Raw genomic sequence first — 25,202 nt, 5'->3', positions numbered from 1 at the left:
GAGGCATCCATTCATTAGGCTCGTCAGGTGAACGACCGCCGCGACCCTCGACCGCTGCCCGGCGCGGCCAGCGAGGAGACGTCGCTGCGCGAGCGTCTCGAGGCGGCGCAGAGCGCCGTGCGAGGACGTCTGGACCAGCCCCTCGCGCGGGCCGCGAAGGTCGCACAGCTGTTCCCGGTGCGCGTGTGGCGCCACTTCCTGCGGCACAACGGATTCCTGCTCGCCGCCGGGATGAGCTATCAGGGCCTCTTCGCCATGTTCTCGGCGTTGTACCTCGCCTTCGCCGGGGTCGGCATCTGGCTGGGCGGCAGCAAGACGGCAATCGACGGGCTCATCCGCATCGTCAACAGCTACATTCCCGGCATCATCAGCGCGAACGGCCTGGTCAAGCCCGAGCAGGTCGAGGCAGTGGCGCAGGAGAGCGGCAAGCTCCTCGGCGTGACCGGTGGTGTGGCCGGCGTCGTCGTCATCTGGACGACCATCGGGTTCGTCACCTTCACCCGGCGGGCCGTCCGCGACACCTTCGGTCTCCCCTTCGATCTGCGCAACTATCTCCTGCTGAAGGCGCGCGATTTCTTCGCGTCGGTGCTGTTCGGCGTCGCGCTGCTGATCGGCGCTCTGCTCGGCTCGGTGACGACGGGCGCCGTCGACCTGATCTTCGGTCTCATCGGCTGGACGCGCGAGACCGCGTGGTGGTCGCTCGGCGCACGGGGCGTGTCGCTGATCATCGCGTTCGGCGTGAACACCCTCGCCCTGGCGTCGCTGTTCCGCTTCCTCACCGGCACGGCGCTCACCTGGCGGCGCACCTGGCCCGGCGCGCTCGTCGGCTCGGCCGGACTCGTCGTGCTGCAGGTCGCCGCGGGTTTCCTGTTCGTCTACACCCCCTCGAACCCGCTGCTGGCGACATTCACGGTGCTCATCGGGTTCCTGCTGTGGTTCCGGCTCGTGGGGATCGTGATCCTCGTCGCTGCCGCGTGGATCGCGGTGGCGGCCGACGACCGGGACGTGCCCCTGCGCTCTCCCGAGGATCGGCGGGCGATGGAGCAGACCGCCCTCGTCATCGCCGCGCAGGTCGCCGTTCGCGAAGCCGAGGAACGAGCAGCGCTCGCCCCCTGGCCCCGGCGGTGGATGGCTCGGCGCCGCCTCCGGGCCGCCCGAGCCCACCTGGCACGGCTGGAGGCGGAACTGCCCGCACCGCGGCGTTCGACCCTGCTGCTGGATTGAGCGCGACGCCATCTGCCGCAGGTGGCGGGGCGGCGACGCCCGGCGCCGCGGGTGGCGGAGCGGCGACGCCCGGCGCCGCAGGTGGCGGGGCGGCGACGCCCGGCGCCGCAGGTGGCGGGGCGCTCGAGCGGCCGCGATTCGGCGGCAGGTCGGCCCACGCCTCGCCATGTCGGAGGCCGCCGTTAGGCTCGACGGGTGGCTCGTTCCGTACGCATCGTCTCCGTCAACGTCAATGGCATCCGTGCCGCCGTCCGCAAGGGCATGACTGAATGGCTCGACGCCTCGGGCGCCGACATCCTCGCCCTGCAAGAGGTGCGGGCGACCGCCGAACAGCTCGCCGAAGCCCTTCCCGGGTGGCAGATCGTCAACGACGAGGCCCTGCAGAAGGGCCGCGCGGGCGTCGCGATCGTCAGCCGCCTGCCCGGCGTCGAGACGCGCACCCACCTCGGCCCCGAGCCGCTGGACGCCTCGGGCCGCTGGATCGAGACCGACTTCGACATCGACGGTGAGACCCTGACCGTCGTGAGCGCTTACGTGCACAGCGGTGAGGTCGACACCCCGAAGCAAGACGCGAAGTGGTTGTTCCTGGACGCCATGGAAGCGCGTCTCGCCGAGCTCGCGGCGGCGCAGCCCTTGGCCATCGTCATGGGCGACCTTAACGTCGGGCACCGCGAGCTCGACATCAAGAACTGGAAGGGCAACCGCAAGAACGCGGGGTTCCTGCCGCGCGAACGCGCCTACTTCGACCGGTTCTTCGGGCCCGCCGGCGAACAGGTCGAGGGAGCCGATGGCTCCACCGGGCCCGGGCTCGGATGGGTCGACGTCGGCCGTCGCCACGCGGGCGAGGTGGAGGGTCCCTACACCTGGTGGTCGATGCGAGGTAAGGCGTTCGACAACGACTCGGGCTGGCGGATCGACTATCACGTCGTCACCCCCGCCCTGGCGGAGCGGGTCACCGACTACCGCGTCGACCGCGCCCCCTCGTACGACACGCGATGGAGCGACCACGCCCCGGTCATCGCCGACTACACGCTCGGCAGGTGAGTCCCGCGGCGGCAGCCGCAGCATGATCCGCACCGGCTGAGCGGCCTAGGATCGTACGGTGACCCAGCAGCGCCTCTACTCCGGAATGCAGCCCTCCGCCGACAGCCTCCAGATCGGCAACTACATCGGGGCCCTTCTGCAGTGGCGCGCGCTGCAAGACGAGTACGACGCGTTCTTCTCCGTCGTCGACCTGCACGCCCTGACCCAGCCCGGCGACCCGGCCGAGCGTCGCGAGAAGACGCGTCGCACCGCGGCGCAGTACATCGCCGCCGGCATCGAGCCGTCGCGCTCGACGCTGTACGTGCAGTCGCATGTCCCGGCGCACGCCGAACTGCAGTGGGTGCTGTCGACTCTGACGGGCTTCGGCGAGGCCGGACGCATGACGCAGTTCAAAGACAAGTCGGCCCGCTACGGCGCGGATGCCACGAATGTCGGCCTTTTCACCTACCCGGTGTTGATGGCCGCCGACATCCTGCTGTATCAGACCGACGTCGTGCCGGTCGGCGACGACCAGAAGCAGCACATCGAGCTCACGCGCGACCTCGCCGAGCGCTTCAACCAGCGATTCGGTGAGACCTTCACGATGCCGAAGCCGATGATCCAGCGCGAGACGGCCCGCATCTACGACCTGCAGAACCCGACGTCCAAGATGTCGAAATCGGCCGAGTCCGACGCGGGCGTGCTGTGGATGCTCGACGAGCCGAAGGTGAGCGCGAAGAAGATCATGCGCGCCGTTACCGACTCGGAGGGCGCGGTGCGCTTCGATCGCGAGGCCAAGCCGGGTGTCTCGAACCTGCTCGTGATCTATTCGGCCCTGACCGGCCGCGAGATCTCGTCGATCGAGGACGAGTACGCCGGGCGCGGCTACGGCGACTTCAAGAAGGGCCTCGCCGAGGTGGTGGTCGCCGAGTTCGAGCCGGTGCGAGAGCGCGCCCTCGAGCTGCTCGACGACCCCGCCGAACTCGACCGCGTCCTGGCGTCGAACGCGGAGCGGGCGGCATCCGTCGCCGAGAAGACCCTCGCCGACGTCTACGACCGCGTGGGTCTGCTGCGCCGCGGTTGATCCCGGGCTCCGCCACCGACGGCCGATACCGTGGGCGGATGGAGCCCGACCACCTGTACACCGCCCGCCTGGAGCTCTCGGCCCCGACGACAGCCGACATCGCGTCCATTCATGCGGCGTGTCAGGATGCCGACCTGCAGCGCTATACGACGGTTCCGTCCCCGTACCTGCTCGAGGACGCGGTGCGCTTCGTCGAGCTGACGGGCGAGTGGTGGGCGGACGGGACGCAGCCCACGTGGGCGATCCGATGCGACGGGCGCCTCGCGGGAATGATCGGTCTCGCGAAGCTCGACAGCGGCGCGCCCGAGATCGGCTACTGGGTGGCGCGCGAATCGCGGCAGCAGAGGGTCGCCGTCGAAGCGGCCGCCGCCGTGATCGATTGGGCGTTCGCCGAGGACCGACCCGCGGTCGAACGGATCGAATGGCGGGCGGTGGTCGGCAACATCGGCTCGGCGCGGATCGCCCGTCGTCTCGGCTTCCGCTACGAGGGTCTGCTCCGTCACGCGCACATCAACAGCCTCGGTCGCGCCGACCTGTGGATCGGCGGCCTTCTGCGGAACGACGACCGCACAGCTCAGGACTGGCCGCTCGCCCTCGGCTGAAGGCCGACCGCCGCGGGCCACGGGCCACGGGCCACGGGCCACGGGCCACGGGCCACGGGCCACGGTGATTCCGTCGCGGGCGAGCGCGACTCGAGACGTCATCTGACGAACCACAGCGACCGCGCCGGGCGGCCGTCTCAGTCGCCGCGCCGTTCCTCCGGCGGGGTGCGCAACCCGTCGAGCAGCAGCCGGACCATCTGGTTCGGGCTGCCGTCGTTCGACGGCGCGCGGTGGCTGAGATCGGCGACGGCCATCAGGAAGTCGAGCGGATCGACCCCGGCCCGCACCTCCCCGCTGGTGGCGGCGGCGTCCAGCAGTGTCGTCATCGCCGGCCCGAGCGTGTCGATGAGATGTGCGGGCAGCGCCGCGAAGGCGGGATCGTCGGAGTGAAGCGCGGCGGACAGCCCCTGCTTCGTGGCGACGAACCGCGTGAACCTCTCCACCCAGAGGTCGAGGGCTCGGCCGGGCGGGTGGGCGGCTGCGAGCTCAGCCGCCGCCGCCGCGGTCGCGTCGATCTCACTGGTGAAGACTGCGGCGACGAGCGCTGCACGATTGGCGAAATGCCGATAGAGCGTGCCGACGCCGACACCGGCCTCGGCCGCGATCTCGCGCGCCGGTGCGTCGACACCGGAGCGCGCGAAAACGTCCCGCGCAGCGTCGAGCAACGCGTTGAGGTTCTGCCGCGCATCCGCGCGTGCGGCCCGAGCCCGCGTCGCCGTCATGATGACCCCTTGCATAAACGGAACAACGTTCCGTATAGTGCTTGATACGGAACAACGTTCCGATACAGCTTAGAGGAGACGCCATGCAGTACCGAAACCTGGGACGCACCGGAATCAAGGTGACGCCGCTCGCACTGGGCGCGATGATGCTCGGCTCGTTCGGGAATCCCGACCGACAGGAGGGCATCCGGATCATCCGTCGGGCCCTCGACGCCGGAATCAACATCATCGACACGGCTGATCGCTACGGAGACTCCGAGGAGGTGGTCGGGGAGGCGATTCAGGGACGGCGTGAAGAGGTCGTCCTCGCGACGAAGTTCTTCGGACCGGTGGATGACGACATCAACCACCGCGGTGCGTCCCGGCGCTGGATCGTCCAGACGGTCGATCGCTCTCTGCGGAATCTGCGCACCGACTGGATCGATCTCTACCAGCTGCATCGTCCCGACCCCGACACCGACATCGAAGAGACATTGTCCGCGCTCACCGATCTGGTCCACCAGGGGAAGGTACGCGCGATCGGTACGTCGTCGATGCGGGGCTCGGAGATCGTCGAGGCGCAGTGGGCGGCGGAACGCCGAGGGTTCGAACGCTTCCGCACCGAGCAGCCCAACTACTCGATCCTCGATCGCGAGATCGAGCGGGAGATCCTGCCCGTCGTCCAGCGCTACGGAATGGGCTCGCTGGTTTACAGCCCGCTGGCCGGTGGAGCGCTGAGCGGCCGCTATCGCGCCGGGCAGGAGAACGCGACGTTCCGCGCACAGACGGGCATGCGACACTTCCGCGATGAGCGCCGGCTCGCCGTCATCGAGCAGCTGGTGGAACTGGCGCAGGATGCCGGTCTGCCGTTGTCCCATCTCGCGATGGCCTTCGCGATCAGCCACCCCGGAGTCACGGCGGCCATCGCCGGCCCGCGGACGATGGAACAGCTCGAGGACACCCTGTCGTGCGTGGGCGTCGTCCTGAGCGACGACGTTCTGGACCGGATCGACGAGATCGTCCCGCCCGGCGAGTCCATCGGCGCGATGGACATGGTCTACCGCGGGCCCGAGGTCTCCGATCCCCCGCTTCGACGGCGCCCCCTCCCGAGTCGCTCAGCGGCGTGAGGGCGAGGGTCATCGGCAACGACCCGATGACCCTCCCGCCTGCCGCGCCACCCCCTCCCCGCCGGTGGGGATGGATGCCATGATGTGTCCCATGCCCGAGATGCCCGAGGTTCAAGGACTCGTCGAGTTCCTCCGCGGCCGCATCACGGGGCTGACGGTCGCGAAGGCCGCCGTGTCGGCGATCAGCGCCCTCAAGACGTATGACCCGCCGATCGACGCGCTCGTCGGCTCGGCCGTCACCGGCGTCAACCGCCACGGCAAGTTCATCGACCTCACCGCGGGCGGCGACATCCATCTGGTGTTCCACCTGGCCAAGGCCGGATGGCTCCGGTGGTACGACGCGCTGCCGACGACGCTCATCAAACCGGGCAAGACCCCGATCGCGCTGCGCGTCGGTTTCAACGACGGCTCGGGATTCGACCTCACCGAGGCCGGGACGAAGAAGTCGCTCGCGGTGTACGTCGTCCGCTCTCCCGTCGACGTGCCCGGCATCGCGCGTCTCGGGCCCGATCCCCTCGACGCCTCCCTCGACCGCGACGCGTTCGCGGCGCTGCTCGCGGGCCGTCGCACCCAGATCAAGGGCGTCCTGCGCGACCAGTCGATCATCGCCGGTGTCGGGAACGCGTACTCCGACGAGATCCTGCACGCCGCCAAGATGTCTCCGTACGCCCTCGCCGCCGCCCTCACGGACGCCGAGATCGACACGCTGTACGCGGCGATGATCAGCACACTGACCGACGCGATCGAGGCCGCCCGCGGCAAGCCTCCGGCGGATCTGAAGGATGCCAAGCGCCGAGGCATGCGCGTGCACGGTCGACGCGGCGAGGCGTGCCCGGTGTGCGGCGACGAGGTACGCAGCGTGTTCTTCGCCGACAACTCCCTCGAGTACTGCCCCACGTGCCAGACGGGCGGCAAGATCCTCGCGGACCGGCGACTGTCGCGGCTGCTGAAGTAGCACGGTTTCGCCCCGAGTCGGCGGGAATGAATCCGTGTCGGCGGTGTTGATTAGACTTCGACCAAGCAATACGTGCTCCGGGGTCGGTGTGAATCCGAACCGGCGGTGACAGTCCGCGAACCCTTCCGCATCACGCGGTGGGGCCGATCCGGTGGAATTCCGGAACCGACGGTGATGAGGCGAGAGATCTCCTCTAGTCCGGATAGGAGGTAGCACGGTCGGCGCGCTGCGTCGTCCTGCCCTCCTGCCCCGTTTGACGACGGGAAGGACAGAGAAGATGGCATCCGCCGCCGAAACAGACGCCATGCGCCACGCGCTGCGTCTCGCGCGGAACGGCCCCCGCGGACTCAATCCGCAGGTGGGCGCCGTGATCCTCTCCCCCGCGGGCGACGTCCTCGCCGAGGGCTACCACCGAGGAGCGGGCACCGCGCACGCCGAGGTCGACGCCCTGTCGAAGCTCGCGCCCGGCGCCGCCCGTGGGGCCACGGCGGTCGTCACGCTCGAACCGTGCAACCACACGGGTCGCACCGGTCCCTGCGCCGTCGCGCTGCTGGAGGCAGGCGTCGCGCGCGTCGTCTACGCGCTCGACGACCCGACCGATGCTGCGGCGGGCGGGGCCGAGCGACTGCGCGGCGGGGGCGTCGACGTCGAGGCGGGTCTCGAGCGCGAGGCCGCGACCGAGCTCATCCGCGACTGGGTGCACCTGCAGCTCACGGGACGCCCGTGGGTGACCGTGAAGTGGGCACAGAGCCTCGACGGCCGCGCCGCGGCGAACGACGGGTCGAGCCAGTGGATCACCGGACCCGCAGCGCGCCGCGACGTGCACGAGCGCCGGGCCGCCGCTGACGCGATCCTCGCCGGCACCGGCACCGTCGTCGGCGACGATCCGGCACTGACTGCGCGCGATGCCGACGGCGGGCTCCTGCCGTCGCAACCCGTGCCCGTGATCGTGGGCGAAACCCCGATCCCCGCGGGTGCCGCGGTGCGTCGCCACCCGCGCAAAGCGCTGTTCTTCCCCACCCGCGATCTCCCCGCCGTCCTCGACGACCTCGGCGGCCGCGGCATCCAGCGCGTGTTCGTCGAGGGCGGGCCGACTCTCGAGAGCGCCCTGGTCCGCGAAGGGCTCGCCGACGAGGTGCTGGTCTACGTCGCCCCGGTCCTGCTCGGCGGGTCGCGACTCGCGCTCGGCGACCTCGGCGTCCCCGACATCTCGGCCGCGCGGCGGCTCGAGGTGGCATCCATCGACATCCTCGGCGACGACATCCGCGTCGTCGCCCGTCCCGTCCACGACACCCAAGGAGATTCCTGATGTTCACCGGAATCGTCGAAGAGATCGGCGAGATCACCGCGGTCGAGCCCGCCGGAGACGGCGTGCGGGTGACCGTGAAGGCGCCCCTGTCGGTGTCGGACGCCGGCCACGGCGACTCGATCTCGGTCAGCGGCGTGTGCCTCACCGTCGTCGAGCAAGGACCCGACTGGTTCACCGCCGACGTCATGAAGCAGACGCTGGACATGTCGACGCTCGCCGGCGTGGCCGCCGGGCGCCCAGTGAACCTCGAGCGTGCCACCGCGGCGCACGGACGCCTCGGTGGTCACATCGTCCAGGGGCACATCGACGGCACGGGCGTCGTGCGCGAGGTGCGTCCCGGCGCCCAGTGGAGCGTGGTGCGCATCGGCATCCCGGCCCACCTCGCCCCGCTCGTCGTCGACAAGGGCTCGATCGCCATCGACGGCGTCTCGCTCACCGTGAGCGACGTGAGCGAGGCCGGCGACCCTGAGCCGTGGCTGGAGGTCTCGTTGATCCCCGAGACCCTCGAGGCGACGACTCTCGGCCGCGCCGAGGCGGGCACACCCGTCAACCTCGAGACCGACATCCTCGCCCGCCACGTACAGCGCATGCTCGCCTTCCGCACCACTGAGAACTCCGCGGCCGCGGCCGCATCGACCGAGAGGGGCTCCGCATGAGCCTGTCCACCATCCCCGAGGCCCTCGAGGCCCTCCGCGCCGGACGACCCGTCCTCGTCGCCGACGACGAGAACCGCGAGAACGAGGGCGATGTCATCATCTCGGCCCAGCTCGCAACACCCGAATGGCTCGCGTGGACCGTGCGCTGGTCGAGCGGCTACGTGTGCGCGCCCATGCCCGCCGACTGGGCGGACCGTCTCGACCTCCCCCCGATGGTCGAGGTCAACCAGGACGCCCGCGGCACCGCGTACACGGTCAGCGTCGACGCGGCGGAGGGCGTCGGCACGGGCATCAGCGCGGCCGACCGCGCTCGCACGCTCAACGTCCTGGCGAACCCCGAGTCGGTCCCGTCGAGCCTCATCCGCCCCGGTCACGTCCTGCCGCTGCGCGCCGTCGACGGCGGCGTGCGCGAGCGCGCGGGTCACACCGAGGCGGCCGTCGACCTGATGCGCCTCGCGGGTCTGCAGCCGGTCGGCGCGATCGCCGAGGTCGTGGCCGAAGACGGCAGCATGATGCGCCTGCCCGGGCTCATCGAGCTCGGCGAGCGCGACGGCGTTCCTGTCGTGACGATCGAACAGCTCATCGCCTACCTCAACGAGACCGAGCCCGTCGCGACCGCACCGGTCCCCCGGCGGCGCGTGAGCCTCCGCGCCGAAGCGCATGTGCCGACCTCGCACGGGACGTTCCGCTTCCTCGCGTACAAGGACCGCGTGACGGGCACCGATCACCTCGCGGTCGTGTCGGGCGAGATCACCGACGAGGCTCCGCTCGTGCGGGTGCACTCGGAGTGCCTGACGGGCGAGGCGTTCGGCTCCCTCAAGTGCGAGTGCGGCCCGCAGCTGGAGGCAGCGCTCGACACGATCGACCGCGAGGGCGGCATCGTCATCTACATGCGCGGCCACGAGGGTCGCGGCATCGGCCTCATCAACAAGCTGCGCGCCTACAGCCTGCAGGAACGCGGCCTGGACACGGTGGATGCCAACCTGGCCCTGGGCCTGCCCGCCGACGCCCGCGACTACGCCGCCGCCGCCGGCATCCTCACCGATCTCGGCGTCGAGCAGGTGCGTCTGCTGACGAACAACACCGACAAGGTCGCGCAACTGCGCCGCCTCGGCCTCGACGTCGTCGAGCAGGTTCCCCTGCTCGTGGGCGTCGGTCCCAACAACCACCAGTACCTCGAGACGAAGCGCGACCGCATGGGTCACATCATCGACGAGGACGATCTGCGCGACGCGCTCGCGCACATGAAGGAAGGACTCGTCTGATGGCGGGAAGCGGAGCACCTCAGACCGGCGGCGTCGACGCGACGGGACTGAACGTCGTCGTCGTCGCGGGCACATGGCACGAAGTCATCACCGACGGCCTGATCGCCGGGGCGAAGCGAGTTCTGGATGCCACGGGGGCGACGTACCGCGTGGTGCGCGTGCCGGGCTCGTTCGAGCTGCCCGTGGCCGCGGTCGCCGCCTTCGCGGGCGGCGCCGACGCGGTGGTGGCGCTCGGCGTCATCATCCGCGGCGGGACCCCGCACTTCGAGTACGTCTCGTCGGCGGCGACCGACGGTCTGACCCGTGTCGCGATCGACGCCGGGAAGCCCGTCGGGTTCGGCGTGCTGACCCTCGACGACGAGCAGCAGGGTCTGGACCGGGCCGGACTCGACGGCTCGAAGGAGGACAAGGGCGCCGAAGCGGCCGACGCCGCCCTGCGTACCGCGCTCCTGCTGCGCGACCTGCGCGGCTGACCGTCCCCCGCACGGCGCGCCTCCCCGCGGGGTGAGGCGCGCCTTGCTGGCGGTGGGGTGCCGGCATCCCTAAGGTGACGGGCATGGAGATCCTGCGTCACGTCGTCGTCGTCATCCACCTCGTCGGATTCGCGGTGTTGTTCGGCGCATGGGTCGCGGAGGCCGTCGCGCGCCGCGTCCAGGTGACGCGGCTCATGAGCTACGGGCTTCTGATCTCGCTCGTGGCCGGGCTCGCTCTCGCGGCTCCCTGGGGGCTGGAGTACGACCTCAACTACACCAAGCTCGGTGTGAAGCTCGTCGTGCTCATCGTCATCGGCGCGCTCCTCGGCATCGGTTCGGCGCGGCAGAAGCGCACCGGCGCGGTGCCGCCGATCCTCTTCTGGCTCATCGGCCCGCTGACGCTGGCGAATGCGGCCATCGCTGTCATCTGGCGCTGACGCCGCCTCAGCGCCGACGCCCTCTGAGCGAGCGCATAGACTGGAGGGTCTGGACCCCCACCATGGTCCTCCCCCGGTGCCCCTCGCGCGTTCGGACACGACACCACCGTCTCCGACTCCGCGCCACCGCTGCGCCCTCACGACGGACGCGATCGCTCGATCTCTCGTCAGGCCCCCATGACCACTTCCTCGTCCCCCGCCACCCGCTCCTCGTCGACTCCCGCTAATCCCCGCTCGCGTGTCATCACCGCGAGCCTCATCGGCACGACGATCGAGTTCTACGACTTCTACGCCTACGCCACGGCCGCGGTCCTCGTCTTCCCGGTCCTCTTCTTCCCCACCGGCAACGAGACGACCTCGCTCCTGCTGTCCTTCAGCGTCTTCGGCGCGGCCATGGTCGCGCGTCCCCTCGGCGCGATCGTGTTCGGCCACTTCGGCGACCGCTTCGGCCGCAAGGCCACGCTCGTGGCATCCCTGCTCACAATGGGTGTCGCGACCTTCCTCATCGGGTGCCTCCCGACGGTCAACGAGATCGGCGTCTGGGCGGCGGTGCTTCTGCTGATCATGCGCCTCGCGCAGGGCTTCGCCCTCGGCGGGGAGTGGTCGGGGGCGGCACTCGTCGCGACGGAGAACGCCCCCAAGGGCAAGCGCGCCTGGTACGGCACGTTCCCGCAGCTGGGCGCGCCCATCGGCTTCATCATCGCCAACGGCGTCTTCCTCATCATCAACTTCGCCCTTCCCCACCCCGACGGCACCGCGCAGCGGTCGGCCGAGTTCCTCGCGTGGGGCTGGCGCGTGCCGTTCCTGTTCTCGGCCGTGATGGTCATCGTGGGCCTGTGGGTGCGACTCCGCCTCGTCGAGAGCGAGTCGTTCGCCAAGGCCGAGAAGAGCGGCGTGATCCGCAAGTTCCCGCTCGGCGAAGTCATCCGTCGCAACTGGGTGCAGCTGATCCTCGGCACGTTCATCATGCTGGCGACGTACGTGCTGTTCTACCTCATGACGAGCTTCACGCTGTCGTACGGCACCAAGCCGACCGCGGCGGGCGCCGCGGCTGCGGCCGAGAAAGCGGGAACGCCGTTCGATGCCGCCGTGTACGTCCCCGGCCTCGGCTTCGGCTACACCGACTTCGTGATCATGCAGATCATCGGCGTCGTGTTCTTCGGCATCTTCACGCTGCTGTCCGGCCCGCTCGCCGACCGCATCGGACGCAAGCGCCTGCTCACGGGCGTCACGATCGCGATCATCCTGTTCGGCCTGACGTTCGCGTTCTTCCTGCTGCCGCAGGCGGATGCCAACCTGACTCGGGTCTACGTGCAGGCGTTCCTCATCATCGGGTTCCTGCTCATGGGCACGACGTTCGGCCCGATGGGGGCCGTGCTTCCCGAGCTGTTCCCGACGAACACCCGCTACACCGGCTCGGCCATCTCGTACAACGTGTCGTCGATCCTCGGTGCGGCTCTCGCGCCGATCGTCGCGGTGGCCCTGTGGGCCGCGGGCGGAGGCAACCCCTGGCTCGTCGGCGTGTACCTGTCGGTGATGGGCGTGCTGACGCTCATCGCGGTCGCGCTCTCGCCCGAGACCAAGGACGTCGACTACGACGCCAACATCGCCGCCGGAGCGACCGCGCCGTAATTCCCGCGACCGGATCGATGGATGCCACGGGGCCCCGGCCTCGTGGCATCCGTCGTTCACTCAGGGCGAAGTCAACGTGAGTTGACACACCCGAGGATGTCAACCAGGATTGACGGCATGAGCGAAGCGATCCACACGGCCCTCGGCGGACTCGGCGACGACGAGCCTCTCGCCGAGCTCCGACGCCTCGGGGTCCTGCGACGGGACATCGCGCGTCTCGAAGAAGCGCAGGTGCGCCGCGCTCGGCTGCGCGGATACTCCTGGCTCGCCATCGCGAGCGCCCTCGGCGTGACCAAACAGGCCGCCCATAAGAAGTACGGTCGAATCTGATCCCCAGAACGAGGTGAGCATGTCTCTGTCCGCTCCCGCGCGCGGCCGTCGCGGCCGTCGCGCCCCCGAGGGCCCGCGCGCGTCCTTCCGCCAACTCCTGCCCTTCCTGACCGAGCACACCCGCACGCTCGTCGTCGTGGGGGTGCTGAGCATCCTCGGTGCGGGAGCCACGCTCGTGCAGCCGCTCCTCGTGGGTCAGGTCATCTCGCGCGTTCAGGCGTCCGTGCCGCTCGGCGCGCTCGTGTGGCTCCTGGTCGGGTTCGTCGTTCTGTCTTCGGTCATCTCGGGCTACCAGCACTACCTCCTGCAGCGCACCGGCACCGCCGTCGTCTACTCGTCGCGACGGCGCCTCATCGCGCGCATCCTCCACCTGCCGGTCAGCGAGTTCGACGCGCGCCGCACCGGTGACCTCGTCTCGCGCGTCGGTACCGACACGACGCTGCTCTACGCCGTCCTCACACAGGGGCTCGCGGATGCCGTCGGCAACGCGCTCATCCTCGTCGGGGCGATCATCGCCATGGCGTTCATCGACCCGCTGCTCCTGGGCCTGATCGTGCTGGTGCTCGGCGCGTCGATCGCGACCGTGGGCATCCTGAGCACCCGTATCCGTGCCGCGTCGGCCGCCCAGCAAGAGAAGGTGGGCGAGCTGGCATCCGGGGTCGAGCGCGCCGTCGGGTCGATCCGCACGATCCGCGCCGCGGGCGCCACCGAGCGCGAGGTCGCGTCGGTGACGGGTGCCGCGACCGAGGCGTACGGCGCGGGGGTGCGCATTGCGAAGGTGTCGGCCCTCATCGTTCCGGTCGCCGGCATCGCCCTCCAGGTGTCGTTGCTCGTGGTGCTCGGCGTCGGCGGTTTCCGCGTGGCATCCGGAGCCATCGACGTCGCCGCGCTCGTGACCTTCGTCATCTTCCTGTTCCTGCTGGTGCAGCCGCTCGCCTCGGCGATCGGCGCGATCACGTCGGTCAACCAGGCCCTGGGCGCACTCGGCCGCATCCAGGAGGTGCTCGACCTTCCGCTCGAGGAGGACGGTGACCAGCCGGGCGCGACGGAACCCCGGGCGGATGCCGCGGCGATCGAGTTCCGCGACGTGCGGTTCCGTTACCCCGACCACGTCATCAAGGCGCGCGAGGCCGCGGCGAAGGAAGCGCGCTCCGTGCTCGCCCAGGCGCATCTCGACCGCGCGGCGGACGAGACCGCGGTCGAGGCGGAGGAGACTGAGCACGAGGTCCTGCGCGGGGTCTCGTTCACCGTTCCGCGCGGGTCGCGCGTCGCCCTCGTCGGGCCGTCCGGCGCCGGCAAGAGCACGGTGCTCTCGCTCGTCGAGCGGTTCTACGACCCGACGGCGGGAGCGATCCTCGTCGACGGCATCGACGCCCGCGAGCTGCCCCGCGACGCGCTGCGCGCACGCTTCGGTTACGTCGAACAGGACGCCCCGACCCTGGCCGGCACGATCGCCGACAACCTCCGGCTGGCCTCGCCCGAGGCATCCGACGCCGACTGCGAGCGGGTGCTCCGCGCGGTCAACCTCGGCGACGTCCTGGAGCGGAGCCCGCTCGGCGTCGACGCACCGGTCGGCGAGGACGGGGTCATGCTCTCCGGCGGCGAACGTCAGCGGCTCGCGATCGCGCGGGCGCTGCTGGCCGCTCCTCCCGTGCTGCTGCTCGACGAGTCGACGTCGTCGCTCGACGGCGTGAACGAGCAGCGCATGCGCGAGGCCATCGACGCCGTCGCCACCGGCCGAACGCTGCTCGTCATCGCGCACCGCCTCTCGACCGTCGTCGACAGCGACCTCATCGTCGTCCTCGAGCACGGACGCGTCGTCGGCCAGGGAACGCACAGCGAGCTCGTGGCATCCGTCCCCCTCTACCGCGAGCTCGCGAAGCACCAGCTCCTCGTCTGAGGTCCGCGTTCTGCCCCCTCGGTGCCCCTGTCGGGTCGCCGAGACTTCATCGCGCCGACAAATGCGGCGCAGGCTGCAAGGGAATCGTCGGCGCGATGGAGTCTCGCGGGAGAACACCCGCGGAACGCGCACGGGGGGCGCGGCGGCGCCACCCGCGGAAGGCGCACGGGGGGCGCGGAGGAAGGACGACGCCCCTCCCGCGCGCCAAGAGCAGGGAGGGGCGTCGAGCGTGCGCCCACCCCGCACCGCGACGCGGCGGGCGGGGCGAGCGGGTCGATGCGGCTACGCGCGCTGCAGACGGTAGCGGAGCGCGGCGAGTTCGGCGCGGAGCGGCGCCGGGAGGTGGCTGCCGAACGTGTCGAAGAACTCCTCGGTGAGGTCGGCCTCGGCCAACCACGATTCCGTGTCGATCGAGAACAGCTCTTCGAGGTCGGCGGCCGGCAGGTCGAGACCGGACAGCTCGAGGTCCTCGACGCGGGGCAGCCGGCCGATCGGGCTGTCGACCGCCTCGACCTGACCGTCGACCCGGCGGATGATCCAGTCGATCACGCGCGCGTTGTCGCCGAAGCCCGGCCAGAGGAACCGACCGTCGTCGCCCTTGCGGAACCAGTTCACCTGGAAGATCCGGGGGGCGCGGTCGAAGCGCAGCTTCTCGCCGACCTTGAGCCAGTGCCCGAAGTAGTCGCCCATGTTGTAGCCGCAGAAGGGCAGCATGGCGAAGGGGTCGCGGCGGAGCTCGCCGACGGTGCCCTCCTGGGCCGCGGTTTTCTCACTCGACACGGTCGAGCCGAGGAAGACGCCGTGCGACCAGTCCGTGGCCTCGAGGACGAGCGGCACGTTCGTGGCGCGACGACCGCCGAACAGGATGACATCCAGCGGAACGCCCTCGGGGGTCTCCCAGTCGGCCGCGATCTGCGGGCACTGCGCGGCGGCGACGGTGAAGCGCGAGTTGGGGTGAGCGGCCGGACGCCCCGATGCCGGGGTCCAGTCGTTGCCCTCCCAGTCGATGAGCTGCGGCGGAGCCTCGTCCGTCAGTCCCTCCCACCACACGTCGCCATCCGGGCGGAGCGCGACGTTCGTGAAGATCGTGTTGCCCCACAGCGTCTCGACGGCGGTGACGTTGGTGGACTCCCCGGTCCCGGGGGCGACGCCGAAGAAGCCGGCCTCGGGGTTGATGGCCCAGAGCCGCCCGTCCTCGCCGGGACGGATCCAGGTGATGTCGTCGCCGAGGGTCTCGACGCGCCAGCCGGGGATGGTCGGGCGCAGCATCGCGAGGTTCGTCTTTCCGCACGCCGACGGGAACGCGGCCGCGACGTGGTACGCCTTGCCCTTCGGGTCGATGACGCGGATGAGGAGCATGTGCTCTGCGAGCCATCCCTCGTCGCGACCGATGACCGAGGCGATCCGCAGCGCGAAGCACTTCTTCGCCAGGATCGCGTTGCCGCCGTAGCCCGACCCGTACGACCACACCTCGAGGGTGTCCGGGAAGTGGACGATGTACTTGTCGTCGTTGCACGGCCACGCCACATCCGCCTCGCCCGGCGCGAGCGGCGCACCGACCGAGTGCACCGTCTTGACCCACGGCGCGCCAGCGGCGATCCGCTCGAGCACCGACGTGCCGACGCGCGTCATGATGCCGATGGATGCCACGGCGTAGGCGCTGTCGGTGATCTGCACGCCGATGTGGCTGAGGGGCCCGCCCACGGCACCCATCGAGAAGGGCACGACGTACATCGTTCGTCCGCGCATCGAGCCCTCGAAGACGCCGTCCAGCGTCTGACGGATCTCGGCCGGCGCGATCCAGTTGTTGGTGGGACCGGCATCCTCCTCGCGCTCGGAGGCGATGTAGGTGCGCGACTCCAGACGGGCGACATCGCTCGGGTGCGAGCGGGCCAGGTACGAGCCCGGACGCCACTCGGGGTTGAGCTTGATGAGCTTCCCCTCGTCGACCATCTCGCGCAGGAGCGCGTCGTTCTCGGCCGCGGAGCCGTCGACCCAGTGGATGCGGTCGGGCTGGGTGAGCGCGGCGACCTGGTCGACCCAGGCGGTGAGCGCTGCCAGGCCCGGACCCTCGACGGAGGGGCGGATGCCGTGCCCCGGGCGAGTGGCCCGAACCGCGGACGTTGCGGCGGAGCGGCCGGAGGGGCGTCCGGCGAAGATGTCGGCGAGTGCCATGTCGATCTCCTCGATTGAGAGCGAATTCGGTGGTCTTCCTCCACTGTGGGACGATCCTCCTCGACTTTCAGCAGATTTCCTCCGCAAGAATCGCTGATCTTTCGGTAACGTCAAGGAATGGCCTCGTCGCTCGAACTGACCACGCTCGGACACCGCATCCGGCACCATCGCCTGGCCCGCGGCTACACACTCGACGAACTCGGAGCGCTCGTCGGTGTCGCCGGCAGCCAGCTGAGCCTGATCGAGAACGGCAAGCGCGAGCCGAAGCTGTCGCTGCTCCAGGAGATCGCGCGCGCGACCGAGACCGAGGTCACCGAGCTCCTCTCGACCGAGCCGCCGAACCGGCGCGCGGCGCTGGAGATCGAGCTCGAGCGGGCCCAGTCGAGCCCGTTCTTCCGGCAGCTCGGCATCCCGGCGATCAAGATCACCAAGGGAACGAGCGACGAGACGATCGAGGCGGTACTGGGTCTTCACCGCGAGCTCCAGCGCCGCGAGCGCGAGACGATCGCCAGCCCCGAAGAAGCCCGGCGCGCGAACACCGAGCTGCGCCTGCGCATGCGCGGACTCGACAACCACCTCCCCGACATCGAGAAGCTCGCCGAGAAGCAGCTTCGCGCCGCCGGGCACACTTCTGGCGCGTTGACCCACCGCACCGTGAGCATCATGGCCGAGCAGCTCGGCTTCGAGCTGATCTACGTCGCGGACCTCCCCCATTCGGCGCGCTCGGTGACCGACCTGGAGAACGGCCGCATCTACCTGCCCCCGGCATCCATCCCCGGCGGCCACGGCCTGCGCTCAATGGCGCTGCAGGCGATGGCGCACCGGCTCCTTGGCCACCGCCCGCCCACCGACTACGCCGACTTCCTGCAGCAGCGACTCGAGATCAACTACTACGCCGCGTGCTGCCTGATGCCCGAGACGAACTCCGTCGCTTTCCTCTCGCAGGCGAAGAAGGACCGCAACCTCGCCGTCGAGGACTTCCGCGACGCGTTCGGCGTGACGCACGAAGCAGCCGCGATGCGCATGACGAACCTCATGACCACTCACCTCGGCATCCGTCAGCATTTTCTTCGCGTGGATGGCGACGGTGCCATCTCGCGCGTGTACGAGAACGATGGCCTCCCGCTCCCCACCGACGTCACGGGGTCGGTCGAGGGGCAGATCGTGTGCAAGAAGTTCTCGGCGCGCGCCGCGTTCGCCGAGCACAACCGCACCACCGAGCACTACCAGTACACCGACACCCCCGCCGGGACGTTCTGGTGCTCGACCCAGACCGGCACGACCTCGGACGGCGACTTCTCCATCACCGTCGGCGTGCCCTTCGACGACGCACGGTGGTTCCGCGGCCGCGAGACCACGACGCGCGGAATCTCACGCTGCCCCGACGAGTCGTGCTGCCGCCGCCCCGACTCCGAGGCCGCGCAGCGCTGGCAGGGCAAGGCGTGGCCGAGCGCCCGCGTTCACCGGCACATGTTCTCGCCGCTCCCCCGCGGCATGTTCCCCGGCGTCGACGACGCCGAGGTCTTCGCCTTCCTTGATCGTCACGCCTCCCCATCGGACGAATGAGTCGCGCAGCGTGAGCGGGCCAAACTCCTGAGAAACCTGAGTCGCCCGAGCCTCCCTCAGCTCCCGCGCGCGATCCCCGTCCGAAACTCAGGAGTTTCGCCCGACGCGAGGCGGCAGAACGACGGATGCCACGGCGCCGACGACCCGAAGGGCGCCGGGGCCGTGGCATCCGGTGTTCTCAGGCGAAGGGGTTCGCGGTCAGCGTGTACTTCGTCTGCAGGTACTCGTGGATGCCCTCGTCGCCGCCCTCGCGGCCGAGGCCGGACTGCTTCCAGCCGCCGAACGGAGCCGCGGCGTTGGAGACGACGCCCACGTTCAGGCCCATCATCCCGGTCTCGAGACGCTCGATCATGCGCTGCCCCCGCGCGAGCGACTCGGTGAAGACGTACGAGACCAGGCCGTACTCGGTGTCGTTGGCGATGCGCACGGCGTCGTCCTCGGTGTCGAAGGGGACGATCGCCAGCACCGGTCCGAAGATCTCCTCACGGAGGATCTCGCTCCCCGGCTGCACGTCGGACACGACGGTCGGCTCGAAGAACGTCCCGGGTCCGTCGATCGGCGAACCACCGGTGGTGACGGTGGCACCGCGCTCGACGGCATCCCCCACGAGGGTCTTGGCCTTGTCGACCGCACGGTCGTCGATGAGGGGTCCGATCTGCACGCCGTCCTCGGTGCCCCGGCCGATCTTCATGCCCTGGACGCGCTCGGTGACGCGGCGGGTGAACTCCTCGACGACGGAGCGCTGCACGATGAAGCGGTTGGCCGCCGTGCACGCCTGACCGATGTTGCGGAACTTCGCGAGCATCGCCCCTTCGACCGCCTTGTCGAGGTCGGCGTCCTCGAACACGACGAAGGGGGCGTTGCCGCCGAGCTCCATCGACGTGCGCAGCACGCCGGGGGCCGCCTGCTGCAGGAGCTTCACTCCGACGGGGGTCGAGCCCGTGAACGAGAGCTTCCGCAGGCGCGGGTCGGAGATGATGCGCTCCGAGACCGCGGCGGTGCTCGTGGTGGTCACGACGTTGACGACACCGGCCGGAACGCCCGCGTCCTGCAGGATCTGCGCGAAGAACAGCGTGGTCAGCGGCGTGAGCGTCGCGGGCTTGATCACGACGGTGCAGCCCGCGGCGAGCGCGGGGGCGATCTTGCGCGTCGCCATGGCGAGGGGGAAGTTCCACGGCGTGATGAGGTAGCACGGCCCCACGGGGTGCTGCGTCACGATCATGCGGCCGGTGCCCTCGGGGTTCGCGCCGTAACGGCCCTGCGCGTGCGCGGTGACCTCGCTGAACCAGCGCAGGAACTCGCCGCCGTACCCGACCTCGCCGCGCGCCTCGGCGAGGGGCTTGCCCATCTCGAGCGTCATCAGCAGCGCGACGTCCTCCTTGCGCTCCTGCAGCAGGTCGAAGGCCCGGCGAAGGATCTCGGCCCGCTCGCGCGCGGGGGTCGCCGCCCAGGACGGGAACGCGTCGGCGGCGGCATCCATCGCGGCCACACCGTCGGCCACGGAGGCGTCGGCGATCTCGCGGATGACCTCGCCGGTGGCGGGGTCGCTGACCTTCACGGTCTTGCCGCCTTCGGCCGCGCGCCACTCGCCGCCTATCAGCAGGCCGGTCGGTACGGATGCCAGCAGCTCGCTCTCGCGCGAATCGGTCATGGGTCCTCCTGGGTCGGTGCGGGTCTCCCCGCTCATTCTGGTCAGCCCGCGCGGCGGTGCCGATATACGTGCCGTACAACCGTGGCGCGTGGGTCGCCGCGACGTCCGGTCGTGCGGCCTTCTCGACAAACGCGTCCTGCACCGGGAAACGCTCGCGACGAGCGTGTCCGAGTGCCGCGCGCGTTTATCGCCCGGAGTGGGCGACGGCGGGCGCCATGGCGCCGTCGAAGAAGCGCTCGAGACCCTCGGGATCCGAGAGCGACAGCACGTGCGCGACGTACTGGTCGGGGCGGACGACGACAACCGCGCCGCCGGCGCCGATCCCCCGCTCGGCGAAGATGTCGGCGGTCGTCCACGCCGAGGGGGTCGCGGCGAACACCTTCTCGAGGTCGGTGAGCCCGAGCGGGCCCGACCGCGGCCGGAAAAGCTCCGGAACGTCGACGACATCCTCCCACCGGCCGGGGTACACGACCTTCGCATCGAACACCGCGTCGAGGTCCGCCCCGTCAGGGGTGAACCGTTCGACGATCCCACGCGCGGCCTCGGCCCAGGTCCGCAGCGCCCCGCCGTCGGCATCCGCGAAGGCGTAGAGGCGCCAGCGTCCGTCGGCTCTCGCGTGATGACCGAGGTGCACGGGGTTGCCGTCGCACACCCGAACCACCTCGACGCTCTGGAAACGTTTGCCGACGGGGAACCCGGATGCCAGTTCCTGCGCCGCGTCAGCCCCGACGATCGACGAGGGACCGTACTGCGTCATGAACCCCGAAGGGAACTCGGCGGTCGCGAGGTAGTACGTCGACAGTTCGTCCGGATCGGTGATCTCACCGGGCTTACGGGCCATGAGCGACGACCACTCGCGGTCGAAGTCGATGAGCTGCTGGGCGACGGGCTGGCGCTCCGCGGAGTACGTCCGCAGCAGGTCGGCCGACGCGAGGCCGGTGAGGACGTGGCCCAGCTTCCAGCCGAGGTTGAAGCCGTCCTGCATCGAGACGTTCATGCCCTGTCCGGCCTTCGCGCTGTGCGTGTGGCAGGCGTCACCCGTGAGGAAGACCCGCGGGTTCTGCTCGTCATCGTCGAAGCGATCGGTCACCCGGTGCCCCACTTCGTAGACGCTGTGCCAGGCGACCTGCTTCACGTCGATCGAGTACGGGTGCAGGATCGCGTTCGCCCGGGCGATGACCTCGTCGATCGGCGTCTGCCGGACACGGTGGTCGTCGTCGGCGGCGACTTCGCCGAGGTCGATGTACATGCGGCTGAGGTATCCGCCCTCGCGCGGGATGTGCAGGATGTTGCCCGCGGCGGCGGTGATCGCGCACTTGATGCGCCAGTCGGGGAAGTCGGTCTCGACGAGCACGTCCATGACACCCCAGGCGTGCTGCGCGGCGGCGCCGACGTGCGTGCGGCCGATCGCCTGGCGCACGCCGCTGCGGGCGCCGTCGCATCCCGCGACGTACTTCGCGTGGATGGTCCGCTCACCGTCGGCATCCCTCACTCGCACCTCGACGGGATACTCACCGTCGGCCTGGACGGTGAGGCCGAGGAATTCGACGCCGTAGTCGGGGGTGAGGCGCGCGGGGCCGTTCGCGGCCGCCTCGGCGAAGTAGTCGAGCACGCGCGCCTGATTGACGATGAGGTGCGGGAACTCGCTGATCTTGAGGGCGTAGTCCTCGGTGCGCGTCGTGCGGACGATGCGATCGGGCGCCTCGGGATCGGGCGCCCAGAAGTTCATCCAGCCGATGTTGTAGGCCTCGGCGGTGATGCGGTCGGCGAACCCGAACGCCTGAAAGGTCTCGACGCTACGGGGTTGGATGCCGTCGGCCTGCCCCAGGACGAGCCGACCGTCGCGCTTCTCGATGAGCCGGGTCGTGATCTGCGGGAACTGCGACAGCTGGGCGGCCAGCAGCATGCCCGCGGGCCCGGACCCCACGATCAGCACGTCGAGCTCGTCGGGCAGGTCCGCCGGACGGTCGATGCCCGTGCCCGCGGCGGGTTGGATGCGCGGATCACCCGAGACGTATCCGTGGTGGTGGAACTGCATGCCTCTCCTGACGTCGATGTCGGGTTGCACCGCGGCGATGCGGTGTTCTATATTCGAACGCAACGTTCTCCTATCGAACGAGAGGCTAGCCGTTCCATGTCCGCACGGCAAGACGCCGCGCCCGCGTCGCAGACGCTGAGCCGTGGCATCCGGCTGCTCGAAGAACTGTCCGCGGCCGGCACTCCCCTGTCGATCGACGACCTGGCCGCGCGCGTCGGCCTGCACCGTTCCGTGGCCTATCGACTGCTGCGCACGCTCGAAGATCACGGCCTGGTGTCGCGGGATGCCACGGGCGCCGTACGCCTGGGGACGGGTCTCGCCGCCCTCGCCGCCGGCGTGGCCGCCGACCTGCAATCAGAGGCCCTGCCCGAGCTCACCGCCGCGGCGAACGACCTGGGCATGACCTGCTTCCTCGTCGTGCTCGACCACGACGAGTGCGTCACCCTCGCGAGCGTCGAACCGCGGCACGCGGTGACCGCGGTGGCGCAGCGGCCGGGGGCTCGGCATCCGGTGACCCGCGGCGCGCCCGGACGCGCCGTCCTCGCACAGCTGCCGCCGCGGCGCTGGCCCGACGAGGTCGACGCCAGGCTCGCGGCGGAAGTGGCGGATGCCGCCGAGCGCGGCTGGGCGACCAGTCACGACGAGGTGGTGCCGTCGCTGCGTGCGGTCGCGGTGCCGCTCGCGGTGCAGGGGCGCCCACCCGCGGCCGTCGCCGCCGTCTACGTCGCAACCGATCTCGACGACGCCGCCATCGCGGCTCGGCTGACCTCCGCGCGGGAAGAGATCCGCCTCGGCCTCTGACCCGCGTCGGCCTCCCCGCGTGAGTCACCAGGATGCGTCGCCGGGGGTCCCCGTAAGCGACGAGCCCTGGCGACGATCGCGGCCTATACTCGTCCCGTCAGGCGCACGAAGCGGTGCGTCGCTGCTCGAAAAAGGGGCACGTAGCGCGAGGAGCGCGAGACACATACGGCTGATTCCCGTTCCGTCTCGAAAGGCTCCCCCATGCCCTCTGTCTCCGCGCACGTCGCCCGCACCCTCGCCGCCCACGTCGACCACGTCTTCGGCGTCATGGGCAACGGCAACGCCTACTTCCTCGACGAGCTCGACCGCACCGGCGCAACGTTCACCGCGATGCGGCACGAGGCCGGGGGCGTGGTGGCCGCGGATGCCTACCACCGTGCCAGCGGCCGCATCGCGGCGGCGACCGCGACCTACGGGGCGGGGTTCACGAACACGCTCACCGCCCTGGCCGAGGCGGCGCAAGCCCGAACACCACTCGTGCTCGTCGTCGGCGACGAGCCGACGTCGGGCCCGCGCCCCTGGGGCGTCGACCAGATCGCGCTCGGCTCGGCCATCGGCGTGCGCACGTACACCGTGGGCGATCGGGATGCCGCTGCCACGACAGCCATCGCGCTCGAGCATGCGTTGACCTACCGTCGGCCGGCGATCCTCGCCATCCCGTACGACGTGGCGGCCCGCGAGGCGGGCGAGGTTCCCTCCGCGACCCCGCTGACGCCGACGGCCCCGGCGACACCCGCCATCCCCTTCACCGCGGCGGCGATCGAGCGGGTCGCCGACGCGCTCGCGCGCGCGGAGCGCCCGTTCCTGCTCGCCGGCCGGGGCGCCTGGCTCGCCGACGCCGGGGAGACCTTGGGCGCCCTGGCCGAAGCGACCGGGGCGGTGACGGCATCCACGGCCCTTGGCCGAGGCATCTTCCCCGAGCAGCGCTACGACCTCGGCGTCACCGGCGGCTTCGGCGCCGAGGGAGCGATGCAGCTCATCCGTGAGGCCGACGTGGCCGTCGTCTTCGGCGCGGGCCTCAACCAGTTCACGATGCGCTTCGGCGAACTCTTCGACCCGCGGACGCGGGTGTTCCAGATCGACACGGCCGCCTCGGCGACACACCCCCAGGTCGGGGGCTTCGTGCGCGCGGACGCCGCCGACGCCGCCACCGCGATCCTGGAACGCCTGCGGTCCCGGGGCGCACAGCCGTCCGGATGGCGGGAGAGCGTCGACATCGCGGCGCTGCGCGCCCACGAGACGGGCGACGGCATCGCCGCCGACGGTCGACTCGACCCGCGCACGGTGGCGCAGCGCATCGGCGAGCTCCTCCCGGCGGACAGGGTCGTGGTGTCGGACGGCGGGCATTTCCTCGGCTGGTCCAACATGTATTGGCCGGTGGCCTCCCCCGACCGCGTCATGATGGTCGGCACGGCGTACCAGTCCATCGGGTTGGGGTTCCCGAGCGTGCCGGGAGCGGCGGCCGCCCGACCCGAATCGACCATCGTCCTCACCACGGGCGACGGCGGGGGGCTCATGGCCATCGCCGACCTGGAATCGGCCGTGCGCGTCGCGGGCGGTCGCGGACTCGCCGTGGTCTGGAACGACGCCGCCTACGGCGCCGAGGTGAACCTGTACGGGTTGAAGGGACTCGCGCGCGAGCCGATGCTCATCCCCGAGGTCGACTTCGCCGCCGTCGCCCGAGGATTCGGCGCCGAGGGTGTGGTGGTGCGCGACCTGGCCGACCTCGACGCCCTCGCTCGGTGGACGGCGCGCGAGCCGCACGAACGCCCGTTCCTCCTCCTCGATCTCCGGATCAGCGGGGACGTCATCGCGCCGTACCAGCGCGAGATCATCCGGGTGAACTCCTAGTCGCCCGGCGCGCCGGGCGAGGCCGCGAGGGCCAGCACGGGCGTGACCGTGTCGTCAGTCGAGCGGAGGGCGGGCGACGGCGGGTCTCACGGCCACGAGCGGCACCCCGATGACCACGGCTCCTCCGGTCGCGTAGTTCGGCACGTCGGCCTCCACCGCGCGGCCTTCCGGCGAGGCCATCGCCGCCTGGGCGGACTCCGGCGAGGCGAAGGTCGCCTCGAACATCGCGTAGTACGGACCGCCCCGGGCGTCGAGATCGAGGGCATAGCCCATCTCGACGACACCCGGCAGCCGCGCGGCGAGACGGAGATGCGTCTCGCGGTAGTACTCCGCGAAGTGCGCACGGTCGGCGGGCGGCGGGTACAGCACCACGATCTTGTGCATCACGGCATCCTCTCGATG

At 70.5% G+C, this 25,202-nt stretch carries 22 protein-coding genes and 1 riboswitch; of the genes, 17 read left to right on the top strand and 5 right to left on the bottom strand.

Features of this window, described 5'->3' with window-relative positions:
* The first annotated feature begins 27 nt into the window (after window positions 1-27).
* The 4 genes from ABC271_RS05060 (at window position 28) to ABC271_RS05045 (ending at window position 3,933) form a co-directional block, all read left to right on the top strand.
* Entirely contained in the window at window positions 28-1,224 is a 1,197-nt protein-coding gene (locus tag ABC271_RS05060; RefSeq protein ID WP_412923804.1) for a YihY/virulence factor BrkB family protein, read from the top strand.
* A 195-nt stretch (window positions 1,225-1,419) separates the two neighbouring features.
* A complete protein-coding gene (locus ABC271_RS05055; RefSeq protein ID WP_412923803.1) occupies window positions 1,420-2,268 on the top strand; it encodes an exodeoxyribonuclease III in 849 nt (282 codons plus the stop codon).
* 58 nt (window positions 2,269-2,326) lie between these two features.
* Window positions 2,327-3,331: a tryptophan--tRNA ligase gene (trpS, locus tag ABC271_RS05050; RefSeq protein WP_412923802.1), complete on the top strand. Its 1,005-nt coding sequence runs from the start codon at window positions 2,327-2,329 to the stop codon at window positions 3,329-3,331.
* Window positions 3,332-3,369: 38 nt separating this feature from the next.
* Complete coding sequence (locus tag ABC271_RS05045) at window positions 3,370-3,933, top strand: GNAT family N-acetyltransferase (RefSeq protein ID WP_412923801.1); 564 nt, start codon at window positions 3,370-3,372, stop codon at window positions 3,931-3,933.
* Window positions 3,934-4,070: 137 nt separating this feature from the next.
* Here ABC271_RS05045 and ABC271_RS05040 read toward each other — a convergent pair whose 3' ends face one another.
* A complete protein-coding gene (locus ABC271_RS05040; RefSeq protein ID WP_412923800.1) occupies window positions 4,071-4,655 on the bottom strand; it encodes a TetR/AcrR family transcriptional regulator in 585 nt (194 codons plus the stop codon).
* Between the two features lie 83 nt (window positions 4,656-4,738).
* On the opposite strand from ABC271_RS05040, the gene ABC271_RS05035 reads away from it, so the two are divergent.
* The 10 genes from ABC271_RS05035 (at window position 4,739) to ABC271_RS04990 (ending at window position 14,718) form a co-directional block, all read left to right on the top strand.
* The gene (locus tag ABC271_RS05035) at window positions 4,739-5,761 is read left to right on the top strand and encodes an aldo/keto reductase (RefSeq protein ID WP_412923799.1); all 1,023 of its coding nucleotides are present in this window, start codon (window positions 4,739-4,741) and stop codon (window positions 5,759-5,761) included.
* Window positions 5,762-5,852: 91 nt separating this feature from the next.
* On the top strand, window positions 5,853-6,716 hold the full coding sequence (locus ABC271_RS05030; RefSeq protein ID WP_412923798.1) for an Fpg/Nei family DNA glycosylase: 864 nt from the start codon (window positions 5,853-5,855) through the stop codon (window positions 6,714-6,716).
* Window positions 6,717-6,785: 69 nt separating this feature from the next.
* Window positions 6,786-6,935: riboswitch (FMN riboswitch) on the top strand.
* A gap of 58 nt (window positions 6,936-6,993) precedes the next feature.
* Complete coding sequence (gene ribD / locus ABC271_RS05025) at window positions 6,994-8,025, top strand: bifunctional diaminohydroxyphosphoribosylaminopyrimidine deaminase/5-amino-6-(5-phosphoribosylamino)uracil reductase RibD (RefSeq protein WP_412923797.1); 1,032 nt, start codon at window positions 6,994-6,996, stop codon at window positions 8,023-8,025.
* Window positions 8,025-8,681, top strand: coding sequence for a riboflavin synthase (locus ABC271_RS05020; RefSeq protein ID WP_412923796.1), 657 nt, complete (start codon window positions 8,025-8,027; stop codon window positions 8,679-8,681). The genes ribD and ABC271_RS05020 overlap by 1 nt, the downstream gene beginning before the upstream one ends.
* Window positions 8,678-9,946, top strand: a complete 1,269-nt coding sequence (gene ribA, locus ABC271_RS05015; RefSeq protein WP_412923795.1) for a GTP cyclohydrolase II — start codon at window positions 8,678-8,680, stop codon at window positions 9,944-9,946. Before ABC271_RS05020 ends, ribA begins: the two co-directional genes overlap by 4 nt.
* On the top strand, window positions 9,946-10,419 hold the full coding sequence (ribH, locus tag ABC271_RS05010) for a 6,7-dimethyl-8-ribityllumazine synthase (protein ID WP_412923794.1): 474 nt from the start codon (window positions 9,946-9,948) through the stop codon (window positions 10,417-10,419). Before ribA ends, ribH begins: the two co-directional genes overlap by 1 nt.
* A gap of 83 nt (window positions 10,420-10,502) precedes the next feature.
* A complete protein-coding gene (locus tag ABC271_RS05005) occupies window positions 10,503-10,856 on the top strand; it encodes a Fe-S protein (protein WP_412923793.1) in 354 nt (117 codons plus the stop codon).
* 177 nt (window positions 10,857-11,033) lie between these two features.
* Window positions 11,034-12,488, top strand: coding sequence for an MFS transporter (locus ABC271_RS05000; RefSeq protein ID WP_412923792.1), 1,455 nt, complete (start codon window positions 11,034-11,036; stop codon window positions 12,486-12,488).
* Between the two features lie 117 nt (window positions 12,489-12,605).
* The gene (locus ABC271_RS04995; protein WP_412923791.1) at window positions 12,606-12,818 is read left to right on the top strand and encodes an AsnC family protein; all 213 of its coding nucleotides are present in this window, start codon (window positions 12,606-12,608) and stop codon (window positions 12,816-12,818) included.
* A gap of 19 nt (window positions 12,819-12,837) precedes the next feature.
* Window positions 12,838-14,718 carry an ABC transporter ATP-binding protein gene (locus ABC271_RS04990; RefSeq protein WP_412923790.1) on the top strand — a complete coding sequence of 627 codons (1,881 nt, stop codon included), beginning with the start codon at window positions 12,838-12,840 and terminating at the stop codon, window positions 14,716-14,718.
* Between the two features lie 282 nt (window positions 14,719-15,000).
* On the opposite strand, the gene ABC271_RS04985 is transcribed toward ABC271_RS04990, so the two are convergent.
* Window positions 15,001-16,893 carry a phosphoenolpyruvate carboxykinase (GTP) gene (locus ABC271_RS04985; RefSeq protein WP_412923789.1) on the bottom strand — a complete coding sequence of 631 codons (1,893 nt, stop codon included), beginning with the start codon at window positions 16,891-16,893 and terminating at the stop codon, window positions 15,001-15,003.
* Window positions 16,894-17,010: 117 nt separating this feature from the next.
* Between ABC271_RS04985 and ABC271_RS04980 the strand changes: the two genes are divergently transcribed.
* On the top strand, window positions 17,011-18,459 hold the full coding sequence (locus ABC271_RS04980) for a helix-turn-helix domain-containing protein (protein ID WP_412923788.1): 1,449 nt from the start codon (window positions 17,011-17,013) through the stop codon (window positions 18,457-18,459).
* Between the two features lie 178 nt (window positions 18,460-18,637).
* On the opposite strand, the gene ABC271_RS04975 is transcribed toward ABC271_RS04980, so the two are convergent.
* Both ABC271_RS04975 and ABC271_RS04970 read right to left on the bottom strand, forming a co-directional pair.
* Entirely contained in the window at window positions 18,638-20,110 is a 1,473-nt protein-coding gene (locus ABC271_RS04975; RefSeq protein WP_412923787.1) for an NAD-dependent succinate-semialdehyde dehydrogenase, read from the bottom strand.
* 184 nt (window positions 20,111-20,294) lie between these two features.
* Complete coding sequence (locus ABC271_RS04970) at window positions 20,295-22,148, bottom strand: FAD-dependent monooxygenase (RefSeq protein ID WP_412923786.1); 1,854 nt, start codon at window positions 22,146-22,148, stop codon at window positions 20,295-20,297.
* Between the two features lie 96 nt (window positions 22,149-22,244).
* On the opposite strand from ABC271_RS04970, the gene ABC271_RS04965 reads away from it, so the two are divergent.
* Entirely contained in the window at window positions 22,245-22,949 is a 705-nt protein-coding gene (locus ABC271_RS04965; protein WP_412923785.1) for an IclR family transcriptional regulator, read from the top strand.
* A gap of 201 nt (window positions 22,950-23,150) precedes the next feature.
* A complete protein-coding gene (locus ABC271_RS04960; RefSeq protein ID WP_412923784.1) occupies window positions 23,151-24,800 on the top strand; it encodes a thiamine pyrophosphate-binding protein in 1,650 nt (549 codons plus the stop codon).
* Window positions 24,801-24,854: 54 nt separating this feature from the next.
* Here the strand turns inward: ABC271_RS04960 and ABC271_RS04955 are convergent, their stop codons facing one another.
* Window positions 24,855-25,184 carry an EthD family reductase gene (locus ABC271_RS04955; protein ID WP_412923783.1) on the bottom strand — a complete coding sequence of 110 codons (330 nt, stop codon included), beginning with the start codon at window positions 25,182-25,184 and terminating at the stop codon, window positions 24,855-24,857.
* Between the last annotated feature and the right edge of the window lie 18 nt (window positions 25,185-25,202).

Origin of the sequence: Microbacterium canaveralium (genome assembly GCF_047238045.1) — a bacterium.
GTDB lineage: Bacteria > Actinomycetota > Actinomycetes > Actinomycetales > Microbacteriaceae > Microbacterium.
Note: the sequence above shows the minus strand (reverse complement) of the source record. Positions and strands in the feature narration are given on the sequence as shown.

Coding starts and splice junctions, on each gene's coding strand:
- ABC271_RS04990 (WP_412923790.1), top strand. CDS start 12,838: ATGTCTCTGTCCGCTCCCGCGCGCGGCCGTCGCGGCCGTCGCGCCCCC.
- ABC271_RS05030 (WP_412923798.1), top strand. CDS start 5,853: ATGCCCGAGATGCCCGAGGTTCAAGGACTCGTCGAGTTCCTCCGCGGC.
- ABC271_RS05005 (WP_412923793.1), top strand. CDS start 10,503: ATGGAGATCCTGCGTCACGTCGTCGTCGTCATCCACCTCGTCGGATTC.
- ABC271_RS05000 (WP_412923792.1), top strand. CDS start 11,034: ATGACCACTTCCTCGTCCCCCGCCACCCGCTCCTCGTCGACTCCCGCT.
- ABC271_RS04965 (WP_412923785.1), top strand. CDS start 22,245: ATGTCCGCACGGCAAGACGCCGCGCCCGCGTCGCAGACGCTGAGCCGT.
- ABC271_RS04955 (WP_412923783.1), bottom strand. CDS start 25,184: ATGCACAAGATCGTGGTGCTGTACCCGCCGCCCGCCGACCGTGCGCAC.
- ribH (WP_412923794.1), top strand. CDS start 9,946: ATGGCGGGAAGCGGAGCACCTCAGACCGGCGGCGTCGACGCGACGGGA.
- ABC271_RS04985 (WP_412923789.1), bottom strand. CDS start 16,893: ATGGCACTCGCCGACATCTTCGCCGGACGCCCCTCCGGCCGCTCCGCC.
- ABC271_RS04960 (WP_412923784.1), top strand. CDS start 23,151: ATGCCCTCTGTCTCCGCGCACGTCGCCCGCACCCTCGCCGCCCACGTC.
- ABC271_RS05020 (WP_412923796.1), top strand. CDS start 8,025: ATGTTCACCGGAATCGTCGAAGAGATCGGCGAGATCACCGCGGTCGAG.
- ABC271_RS04980 (WP_412923788.1), top strand. CDS start 17,011: ATGGCCTCGTCGCTCGAACTGACCACGCTCGGACACCGCATCCGGCAC.
- ribD (WP_412923797.1), top strand. CDS start 6,994: ATGGCATCCGCCGCCGAAACAGACGCCATGCGCCACGCGCTGCGTCTC.
- ABC271_RS05045 (WP_412923801.1), top strand. CDS start 3,370: ATGGAGCCCGACCACCTGTACACCGCCCGCCTGGAGCTCTCGGCCCCG.
- ABC271_RS05040 (WP_412923800.1), bottom strand. CDS start 4,655: ATGACGGCGACGCGGGCTCGGGCCGCACGCGCGGATGCGCGGCAGAAC.
- ABC271_RS04970 (WP_412923786.1), bottom strand. CDS start 22,148: ATGCAGTTCCACCACCACGGATACGTCTCGGGTGATCCGCGCATCCAA.
- ribA (WP_412923795.1), top strand. CDS start 8,678: ATGAGCCTGTCCACCATCCCCGAGGCCCTCGAGGCCCTCCGCGCCGGA.
- ABC271_RS04995 (WP_412923791.1), top strand. CDS start 12,606: ATGAGCGAAGCGATCCACACGGCCCTCGGCGGACTCGGCGACGACGAG.
- ABC271_RS04975 (WP_412923787.1), bottom strand. CDS start 20,110: ATGACCGATTCGCGCGAGAGCGAGCTGCTGGCATCCGTACCGACCGGC.
- ABC271_RS05035 (WP_412923799.1), top strand. CDS start 4,739: ATGCAGTACCGAAACCTGGGACGCACCGGAATCAAGGTGACGCCGCTC.